This window comes from Sphingobacteriales bacterium (assembly GCA_012517435.1).
In the GTDB taxonomy this organism is placed as follows: Bacteria; Bacteroidota; Bacteroidia; order CAILMK01; family JAAYUY01; genus JAAYUY01.
Window position 1 is genome coordinate 1 of the sequence record JAAYUY010000227.1, and the last position, 8,175, is coordinate 8,175.

General features: G+C 39.8%; 8 protein-coding genes and 1 tRNA gene. 3 read left to right on the plus strand and 6 right to left on the minus strand.

Going from position 1 to position 8,175, the window contains the following annotated elements:
* From GX437_12665 to GX437_12675, 3 genes are all read left to right on the plus strand, one after another.
* Positions 1–2,130: methylmalonyl-CoA mutase (locus tag GX437_12665; GenBank protein NLJ08508.1), on the plus strand; the 2,130-nt coding region annotated here is incomplete at its 5' end.
* A gap of 103 nt (positions 2,131–2,233) precedes the next feature.
* Positions 2,234–3,307 (plus strand): butyrate kinase, encoded by a 1,074-nt coding sequence (gene buk, locus GX437_12670; protein ID NLJ08509.1) that lies wholly within the window; start codon positions 2,234–2,236, stop codon positions 3,305–3,307.
* Between the two features lie 85 nt (positions 3,308–3,392).
* On the plus strand, positions 3,393–3,848 hold the full coding sequence (locus GX437_12675) for a lipocalin family protein (GenBank protein NLJ08510.1): 456 nt from the start codon (positions 3,393–3,395) through the stop codon (positions 3,846–3,848).
* 109 nt (positions 3,849–3,957) lie between these two features.
* Here the strand turns inward: GX437_12675 and GX437_12680 are convergent, their stop codons facing one another.
* From GX437_12680 to GX437_12705, 6 genes are all read right to left on the minus strand, one after another.
* Positions 3,958–4,623, minus strand: a complete 666-nt coding sequence (locus tag GX437_12680; GenBank protein NLJ08511.1) for a hypothetical protein — start codon at positions 4,621–4,623, stop codon at positions 3,958–3,960.
* Positions 4,624–4,691: 68 nt separating this feature from the next.
* Positions 4,692–4,767: transfer RNA gene (locus GX437_12685), tRNA-Lys, on the minus strand.
* Positions 4,768–4,939: 172 nt separating this feature from the next.
* Positions 4,940–5,959: a pyruvate carboxyltransferase gene (locus tag GX437_12690; GenBank protein NLJ08512.1), complete on the minus strand. Its 1,020-nt coding sequence runs from the start codon at positions 5,957–5,959 to the stop codon at positions 4,940–4,942.
* Positions 5,960–5,980: 21 nt separating this feature from the next.
* Entirely contained in the window at positions 5,981–6,637 is a 657-nt protein-coding gene (locus GX437_12695; GenBank protein NLJ08513.1) for a CoA transferase subunit B, read from the minus strand.
* 17 nt (positions 6,638–6,654) lie between these two features.
* Positions 6,655–7,347, minus strand: coding sequence for a CoA transferase subunit A (locus GX437_12700; GenBank protein ID NLJ08514.1), 693 nt, complete (start codon positions 7,345–7,347; stop codon positions 6,655–6,657).
* Between the two features lie 89 nt (positions 7,348–7,436).
* Positions 7,437–8,175 (minus strand): hydroxymethylglutaryl-CoA lyase (locus tag GX437_12705; protein NLJ08515.1); only part of this gene is annotated, 739 nt, incomplete at its 5' end.

Here is an 8,175-nt window from a genome sequence, read left to right on the forward strand (position 1 = left end):
CATAGTGAAGAAATGTCGGAAAAGATATTCATCATACCGGCAAACCGAACCAGGTATTTGTCAGAAATCAGTGAAACGATCAGAAATTATAATGACTGGACAGAAAAACAGGCTGAAATAGCTCATCAGCTTCAGGGAATCCGGAATGCCATTGATCTGGCTAAGAAAGACAAGGATGAAGAGTTATCCGAAAAGCTGGAGAAAATTTATGCTGAAAAAGAACTTGAATTAGATCCCAAATGCAGAAAAATCCTTGAAAACTGGCAGGAAAAAGTAAATTGTTTTCGTCAACCTGAATTTGTTTATAAAGTCAGGGATAAGGAAATTAAAGTTAAGACACATACCAAATCTTTAAGTCACCTGCAGATCCCCAAAATTGCCATGCCGAATTATTTAAGCTGGGGTGATATTTTAAAATGGAGTTTGCGTGAAAATATTCCAGGTGAATTTCCTTATGCAGCAGGTGTTTTTCCGTTCAAGAGGGAAGAAGAAGACCCGACACGTATGTTTGCAGGCGAGGGCGGACCTGAACGCACCAACAAACGCTTTCATTATGTATCGAGAGGTATGCCGGCCAAAAGGCTCTCCACGGCATTCGACAGTGTAACACTTTATGGCCGTGATCCGGATGTCAGGCCTGATATTTATGGAAAAATTGGCAATTCAGGGGTGTCGGTTTCCTGTTTGGACGATGCCAAAAAACTTTATTCCGGATTTAATCTGGCCAATCCCAAAACATCTGTTTCGATGACCATCAACGGTCCGGCACCTGCCATGGTTGGCTTCTTTATGAATACTGCCATCGATCAGCAATGCGAAATCTACATCCGGCAGCAGGGAATCGAAAAAGAAGTTCAGAAAAAAATAGACGAAATTTACAGGAAAAAAGGGACTGTCAGACCGGCTTATCAGGGACAGATTCCCGAAGGAAATGACGGATTGGGGCTGATGTTGCTTGGTGTTACAGGAGATCAGGTGCTTCCCAGGGAAGTTTATGTGAAAATAAAAGCAGAAACCATATCCGTTGTGAGGGGAACCGTTCAGGCAGATATTTTAAAGGAAGATCAGGCACAGAATACCTGCATTTTCTCAACTGATTTTGCCCTCAAAATGATGGGTGATATTCAGGAGTATTTTATTAACAACTGTGTTAGGAATTTTTACTCAGTTTCTATTTCTGGTTATCATATTGCAGAAGCCGGAGCAAATCCCATTACCCAACTGGCTTTTACCCTCGCAAATGGCTTTACCTATGTTGAATATTATCTTTCGAGAGGAATGAATATCAATGATTTTGCTCCGAATCTTTCCTTTTTCTTTTCCAATGGAATTGACCCCGAATATTCAGTGATCGGACGGGTAGCAAGGTTAATCTGGGCAAAGGCGATAAAACTTAAATATGGGGGAGATTCAAGATCGCAAAAGCTTAAATATCATATTCAAACCTCAGGAAGATCGCTTCACGCACAGGAGATTGACTTTAATGATATAAGAACAACCCTGCAGGCAATTTATGCCATTTACGACAATTGTAATTCATTGCATACGAATGCCTATGATGAAGCCATCACAACCCCTACTGAAGAGTCTGTCAGGAGAGCATTGGCCATACAAATGATTATCAATCATGAATTTGGGCTGGCAAAAAATCAGAATCCCAATCAGGGATCATTTATAATCGAATACCTGACCAATATGGTCGAGGAAGCTGTAATGAAGGAATTTGATCGTCTGACAGAGCGCGGAGGTGTTTTAGGTGCTATGGAAAGTATGTATCAACGAAGTAAAATTCAGGAAGAATCACTTTATTATGAGACTTTAAAGCACACGGGAGAATTACCAATAATGGGTGTGAATACATTTCTTTCTTCAAAAGGATCGCCAACGGTCATTCCCGGAGAAGTCATCAGAGCGACAAAGGAAGAGAAAGAATATCAGATATTTATGATTAATCAACTTCATAAGACGTGGGAAAAGGAATCAGTTTTCCAGTTGGAGAATCTGAAAAAAGCTGCCCTGCACAATAAAAACATTTTCGAAGAATTGATGGAGGTAACCAAATATTGTTCAATAGGCCAGATTACGAATGCCTTATTTCAGGTGGGTGGTCAATACAGAAGAAATATGTAATGATTAAGTCATTGAAATTCGGTTTATTGTTATCAGGTCAGTTTTTCGGGAAAAATATTAATGAAATTAGGAATAAATTTCAGGCAGAAAAATATTTATAAAAATGTCAAATTACAAGGTTTTAGTCATTAATCCACGCTCAAGATTTACGAAAATAGCTGTGTATAATAATCATGAGCTCGTTTTTTTAAACAAAATCATGCATCCTGATGAAGAGTTGAATCAGTTTGAAAATATAATTGACCAGTTGGCATACCGGAAGTCAATTATTTTTAAAGAGCTAATGGATGGAGATGTTGATATTAAAAGTATCAATCTTGTCGTTAGCAGAGGTGGATTGATAAAGCCTTTAAGATCTGGTGTTTACGAGATTAATGAAGCTATGTTGTCCGACCTGAAGGATTCACCTTTTGGAATCGATCAGGTAAATCTGGGAGGATTGATTGCAGATCAGATAGCAAAAATGCTTGGCGTAAAGGCTTATACCTCTGATCCTGTGGTGGTCGATGAAATGGATGAGATTGCCAGGATAACCGGTCATCCTGATTTTGAAAGAAAATCGGTTTTTCATGCACTGAATCAGAAAGCAGTTGCCAAACGATATGCGAAATCATTTAATAAAAAGTATGAAGAAATAAATCTGATTGTTGCTCATCTTGGGCTGGGCATTTCGGTAGGTGCACATTCAAAAGGAAGAGTGATAGATGTAACCCAAAGTTTTGACGGGGAAGGACCATTTTCTCCAAAAAGAAGCGGGACGCTTCCTGCAGGTGATCTGGTGAAAATGTGTTTTAGCGGGAAATATACCATGATGGAGATTTTGAAAAAAATATCCGGAAAAGGAGGGATGATGGCACATTTCGGCACTGAAGATATGAAAGAAATAGAACAAAGGGCATTAAACGGAGATCGTCAGGCACGGCTGGTTTATGAAGCTATGGCGTATAATGTGGCCAAATATATTGCCATGATGTATCCGGTTTTGATGGGCGAGGTTGATGCCATCATACTGACGGGTGGTATTGCCAACAGCAAATATTTTACAGAATATATTGTTCAACGGGTACAAAAGCTTGCCCCTGTTCATGTGTATCCGGGAGGAGATGAAATGGAAGCCCTTGCCTATAATGTGATGGCAGCCCTTGATGGGGAAGTGCCAATACTGGAATATAAGTAAAACTATGTATAGATTGTTGATAATCATATTATTATTGATTTCAGGTATTTCACTTAGCTGTCGGCAGAAGCAAATCGAAAATCAGATGGATACAGAAGAATTTAAACTTGAAAAATACCTTGGGACTTGGTATGAAATTGCCAGGTTTCCTCACAGGTTTGAAAAAGATTTACAAGGAGTTACAGCTACCTATTCCCTGATGAAAAACAGAAAAGTCCGCGTATTGAATCAGGGATACAAAGGCTCTTTGGATGGAAAACATAGTGCTGCAAAAGGCAAAGCCTATGTGGTCAGTGCGAAAAAACCCCCCAGGTTAAAAGTATCTTTTTTTCTATTCTTTTATGCCGATTATAACATCCTTGCACTGGATTATGATAACTATCAATGGGCGATGATAGGCAGCAGCTCTCCCGATTATTTCTGGATATTATGCCGTCAGCCGCAGATGGATGCTGAAATTTTCGAAATGCTCAAACAAAAAGCCATTGAAATGGGATATGATTTGAGCAAACTTCAGATGGTTCAGCAGAAAGCATTATAAGGGCATATTTTTGTTTGAAAGATTCCGGATTAAGTTAAAGTACCTGACGGGTATTTTTTGATGGACTGAATTTTGAAATTGTTTGATAATCAATTAGCAGAAAGATTTTCTACATACTTGTACATCCTTTTTTCCTGAAGTGTGATTTCCCGAAATATATTCCTGTTCTGACTTCAAAAGGCACATAGGAAAGGTAATTTCCGGATTTGACAGTCGTTCCTTTCTGATTGAGAACACCGCCTCCCAGACCGGCAGACGCTGAAACATAGCCTCTTTCAGGGAGATCCCATGCAACGCCAATTTTGACAAAACCTCCCATTTTGGTCAGTTGATTGGAAAAGTCATAGCCCTGTCCTGAAATACCACCGTCAAATTCGCCTCTGTAAGAGGTGGCAGAATAGAAAACATAAACAAGAGAGAAAGGATAAACAGGTGATTTGGCATGACGATTAACATTGAAGCCTACTCCAAATTGTCCCTCATATTCATTATATTGACCAACACCATAAAAAGCATCTGCACATTCTTTACAATAATCAGTGATGGGCAGAAAATTAAAACCAAATCCGGCAAACATTTCGAAAGAACGGGTAAATGAAAAAGCATAGCTCACTCCGGTTAAAAAGCGGTGAACAGGCCTTCTGTTTATGGTTTCAGGCATTAATTCAGCTCTGTATATTCCTGCAATGATTTTGTCTGTATATAGCCTTCCATGCTGCGAAAAAGCAGAGTGTGAACAGACCATGACAATGAAAGTAAAAAAAACCTTTTTCATAAAAAGTTATTTATTTTGATTAAAGCGACAACCCTCAACAGAAAAGTAAGAATGAAAAATGCAGTATATGGTGACCCTGCAGGGGCTCGAACCCTGGACCCACTGATTAAGAGTCAGTTGCTCTACCATCTGAGCTACAGAGCCATTTTTTACGGATGCAAAGGTACATTTATTCGCTTAGTTAAATCAAATAAAATTGCCTGATTTTACCTGATAAAATTCAATTCGGGGAAAAAAACACTTCTTATTAAGTACGCACCGTAATACTTGCCTTTGTAAACGAAAATAACTCACACAGTTGAGAAAAAGCTGTTTTTTAACTCCGTCCTGTTAGAGATTTGGGGATTCGTCCCATTTTAATAGATTCTGAACGGAGCCTTCTGCCGACTATTCTTTCCACCATATTCCCGATTTCAAGGACTTTGTCAACATTCACTCCGGTATCAATGCCCATTTCGTCCATCATAACGATCATATCTTCAGTGGAGACAAGTCCAACAGCTGAAGGATCTTTATAATAATAGCTTCCTGTACCTGCAACGGGGCAATCATCAACAAAGTTAGCCGGTTGTCCGCCTATACCACCAAAAGTAGATTCATAATTGGTCATTCCGGCCTGTAAGGCAGCCAAAACGTTGGCAAGCCCCCATCCGCGTGTGGTATGAAAATGAACTATGTGTTTTGATGGATCACCGAAGTGGTCGAGCAGCATGGAGAAATAGCGGTAAACCCTGTCGGGGGAAGCAGAGCCGTCATGATCGGCATGTTCGACATCGGTAGCTCCGATATCCAGCCATCTTTGAGCGAATTCAACAGCCTTTTCGAGTTTTGTAGGGCCTTCAATAGGACATCCCCAAATGGTACTGACGGTTCCGTTTACTTTCATCCCTGCTTCACGGGCTTTTGGAATCCATTCTTCACACATTTTCCAATACTCGTCAAGTGACAGACCTGAATTTTTTCTGTGATGTGATTCACTTGTTGATACCATGACAAGTATTCTGTCGGGGCCGACTCCTTGTTTTCTCAGTTCAATGGCTCTTTGGATAGCTTTTTCCCGTATGGTAACGGCTGTGAGTTTAACTTCATTTAATAGATGAGCCACTTTTTTACTTTCCCGAATTTTCTTCAGCAGCAATTCTGCATCCTTAAACTGAGGCATCCCCACCGGATTCCCCAGATTGGTTACTTCCACATGTTTAAAGCCAGCCAATATACTTTGCTCAAGTACCCATAGCTTTGCTTCAGTAGATATAAATTTCTCTTCATGCTGAAAACCATCTCTTACAGTAATATCACCTATTATAACTTTTTTCGGATAATTTAATTCTGCCATAAATATTTGAAATTTAATTAATTACAACTTCATTTCAGGAATATCACCCTCAATAATAAGAGTGCCTTCCGTTGCTTTTTTAATCTCCTCTATACTTACACCGGGAGCTCTTTCTTTCAATTCAAAACCGCGGTCAGTCACATCAATGACAGCCAGGTCTGTAACGATTTTTTTTACACACCTGACTCCGGTCAGCGGGAGAGTACATTCTTTCAGCAGTTTTGAATTTCCATCCTTATCAGTATGTTGCATGGCAACGATGATGTATTTTGCAGCTGCAACCAGATCCATTGCACCACCCATGCCTTTCACGAGTTTCCCTGGTATTTTCCAACTGGCAATATCTCCCTTTTCGCTGACTTCAAAAGCGCCAAGAACAGTCAGATCTATATGTCCACCCCGTATCATTCCGAAGCTGGTAGCTGAATCAAAAAAGGAAGCTCCCGGAATATAGGTTACGGTTTGTTTTCCAGCGTTAATCAAATCTGCATCTACCTTGTCTTTTGTAGGAAAAGGGCCAATACCTAGCAGTCCGTTTTCTGAGTGTAAGATTACATTAATGCCTTCGGGGATGTAATTAGCCACTAAAGTAGGGATACCGATGCCCAGATTGACATAATAACCGTCACGCATTTCCTGAGCAATTCTTTTTGCTATTCCGTTTTTATCGAGCGCCATACCTGTATTTTTAATTGTTAATCAATGGTCGTTATAAATTCAATTTGTTTTTTATAATCCACGCCCTGAAAAATACGTTGGACGAAGATGCCGGGCGTATGTATCTGATTGGGGTCGAGTTCACCGGCAGGGACAAGGATTTCAACTTCGGCAATGGTTATCATGCCTGCAGCAGCCATCATGTTATTAAAATTATTGGCAGTGTAGCGATAAATCAGGTTACCAGCCGTGTCGCCTTTCCATGCTTTGACGATGGCAAAATCAGCGCGCATTCCCAATTCAAGTATATGGGGTTTCCCGTTGAAAATGCGAACTTCTTTATCTCCCTGCACTTCAGTTCCATATCCGGCAGGAACGAAGAAAGCGGGAATGCCAGCTCCACCTGCACGAATACGTTCGGCAAGCGTACCCTGAGGAATCAATTCCACTTCAAGTTCGCCTGACAAAAGCTGACGTTCAAATTCTTTATTTTCGCCCACATAAGAAGCAATCATTTTCTTTATTTGCTTGTTTCTGAGCAATTTGCCAAGGCCTACATTGTCAATACCGGCATTGTTTGAGATACAGGTCAGGTTTCTTACCCCTGTTTCTACCAGTGCATCAATGCAATTTTCGGGAATGCCACATAGACCAAAACCACCTAACATGATGGTCATTCCATCTTTTATTCCCTGCACTGCTTCAATAGCATTTTTAACTACTTTATTCATAGGAGATTATAATGAAAGTTTTTTTCATTGTGCAAGATAGTAATGAAAAAATGATTGAAAAAATAAATTACCTTTTACAATATGAGAATTTAAAAAAGTGAAAATCCAGCGATTTGATTCAATTTAATAATGTCTGCTGAAAATTCCAGATTGTTTTTCTGAGCAAAATCAAGAAGGGTAAAAGTGTTCAGGTTTTCAAGTAATTCAAAGCCTGTCATGGGGCATCCGCCCAAACCGTTAATTACCGTATCGAAATGACGTACTCCGGCATACCATGCTGCTTCAATTTTTGCAGGAGCATCCTGTGGTTTGGTATGTAAATGAATGCCGGCATAGATAAACGGAAACTCCCTGAATATCTGATCATAAACTGATTTTATTCTGATTGGGTCGGCTTCTCCGGTAATGTCGGACAAGCTGAAATATACAATACCCTCATTACGAAATTTTTCTATCCAGATCAAATTCATTTCAGGATCCCATTTATCTCCATAAGGATTACCGAATCCCATGGTCAGGTAGCAAAATAAATTTTTTTTGTTCTTTTGAGCTAATTCATTGATTTTTAATGCAGTGTAAAATGCTTTATCCGTAGATGACCGGATATTGAGCTTTAGAAATGAGGGTGAAACAGAAAAAGGGAAGGAAAGGAATGAAATTTTATCATAGGTAACCGCTTTTTTTGCTCCTTGCTCATTGGCTACCAACACCATGATTTCAGAGGTTGAATCTTCTTTCTTAATCCCATCAATTACTTGTGCTGTATCTGCCATCTGAGGAACGGCAGCGGGAGAAACAAAACTGCCAACATCAATAATGTCAAAGCCG